General features: G+C 69.8%; 1 protein-coding gene. It reads right to left on the reverse strand.

Annotated features, from left to right (window positions below):
* On the reverse strand, positions 1-2,166 hold a 2,166-nt coding region (locus VFO68_RS18065; protein ID WP_325159480.1), incomplete at both ends, for an RHS repeat-associated core domain-containing protein.

The following is a 2,166-nucleotide window of genomic DNA, read 5'->3' on the forward strand; positions in this document are numbered from 1 at the left end:
GGTGGTCCTCGGTGGTGGTGACGGTGGCGCCGTCGGTGGTGACTAGGTCGAGGACGGTGTCGTCGTGGACGAGGACGGCGGTGACTTGGCGGGGGCCTTGTTGGCCGGTGTCGGGGTCGGTGGCGAGGACTTCGTCGCCGATTTTGACCTCGGCGATGGGTTTGTGGGTGCCGTCGGCCATGAGGACTTCGGTGTTGCCGGTGAAGCTGCAGAAGCCGAAGGCTTCGTCGAGGCTCTTGGCGGAGTCGGCGTTGTCGGCGACTTTGGCGCCGTCGGCGAGTTCGTCGGCGTACTTGAGGGCCTTGACGCCCTTGATCGGGGGGACGAGGTTGGCGAGGATCCAGAGGCAGGAGTCCTTGCCGGTGAAGCAGTTGACCACGTCGGCGACGGCGGTCATCTCATACGCCGCTCCGATCAGGTCGAAGCCGCCGGTGCCGAGCCAGCCGAGCGCGGCGGCCGCGCCGCAGAACTCCTCGTCCTGGCCGGGACCCATGCAGATCTCCTGGGCCCAGTCCTGGACGGCCTCGGCGTAGGTTCCGCCGTTCATGTAGTGGCCGAAGCCGGGACGTTTCTTCAGTTCCTCGAAGGTGGGCACCCGGTGGCCGCCGATCTTCGGCTGCTTTTTCGGGTCCTTGTTGCGGCCGGTGGTGGCCTCGAACTCGGCTACGTAGTCGCGACCGGCCTGACATACCCCGTTGGCGATCGAACAGTCGACGCCGACGAAGTGACCCGTGTTGTAGAACTCGCAGCTGTCGCAGAACAGTCCGCTCGGGTCGCTGTGCGTGACGGGGTTTCCGCCCACGTAGCCGTATCCGGACCACTGGCCCGGGCTGGCCGGGTCGAGCACCGGGTCGACGGAGATGAACGTGCCGGTGGTCGGGTCGTACTTGCGGGCACCGATGTCGGTCAGGCCGGTGGTCTGGCTGTGCGGCTTGTCGAGGAAGCCGTGCGAGTCCGGCCAGATTCCCTGGCCGGCGCCGATCGGGTTGCCGTAGGGGTCGAACTCCCGCCGGGTGACGGCGAAATCGGGGGTGCTGACGCTGACCTGGGCGGTGCCGTGCAGGTCGGACTGCACGTAGCGGGGGTTGCTGCCGCCGGCGCGCGTCGCCACCGTGATCCCGCCGTGCGTGTAGTAGCGGGTGCCGCTCACCGCGTTGGTCGCGGTGTCCCGGGTGATCTCCTCGGTGGGCAGGAACAGCGTGGACCGGCCGGGGTCGCGCCGGATCAGCTGGTTGCCGTCGGCGTCGTACACATAGGACGTCGTGCCGCCCGGCGCGGTCACCGTGGCCAGCCGGCCGTTCTCGTTCCAGGTCAGGGTCTGGTTGCCGCCGGGCAGGTTGCGGGCGGTGGTGGCGCCGGTCGCGTTGTACTGGTAGCCGGTGCTCGACGAGCCGGCCGGCCCGGTGGTCGAGGTCGACAGCATCGCGTGCGGGCGCACCGCGTTCTCGCCCGGCGTGGGGTAGGTGTACGTGGTCGTCGTGTCGCCGCCGGGGGATCCCGGCACGGCGTGCCGGACCTGCCGGGAGCGCAGCCCGGTCGGCTCGAACCGCCAGCTGTTCCAGTACGGGTCGGCCCCGCCCACGGACGCCGCGGGCGGCGCGGCCGCGCAGTCGTCGGTGGCGGTCCAGGCCTCGGACAGCCGGGCCAGCGGGTCGTAGCCGAAGCACTGGGTGCGGGTGGTCGCACCGTTGTCCGGGTGGCCCCGCACGTTGGTGATCCGGGTGACATTGCCGGCGGGGTCGTAGCTGTACCGGCGGTCGTCGATCTGCGCCCAGGTCTGCAGCACGGACAGGTTGACCCTGGAGATCCGGCGGGTCTGCGCGTCCCGGTCGAACGTCAGCCAGCCCGTGGCGTTGTTGACCCCCAAGGTGTACTGGGCCGCCTCGCCGTAGGCGGTGTAGCTGGACTTGTCGACGTAGACGTTGTAACCGAACGTCCGGTGCGGGTTGCCGTACCGGTTGTAGGTGTGGGTGATCCCCTCGCCCGGCAGACCGCCCAGGGCGACCGGAGTGATCCCGGTCAGCAGTCCCGTCGTGGTCCAGGCGAAGTAGGTGGTGTGGAGGCCGCCGAGCGCGCCCTCGCCGGCCGGGATTCCGATCATCTGGTCCAACGGGTTGCCGGCCGAGTCGTAGCCGCTCACCCCGACCTGGTAGTTGCCGCCCGGGG

This window comes from Actinophytocola sp. (genome assembly GCF_035712165.1).
Taxonomy (GTDB): Bacteria; Actinomycetota; Actinomycetes; order Mycobacteriales; family Pseudonocardiaceae; genus DASYTH01.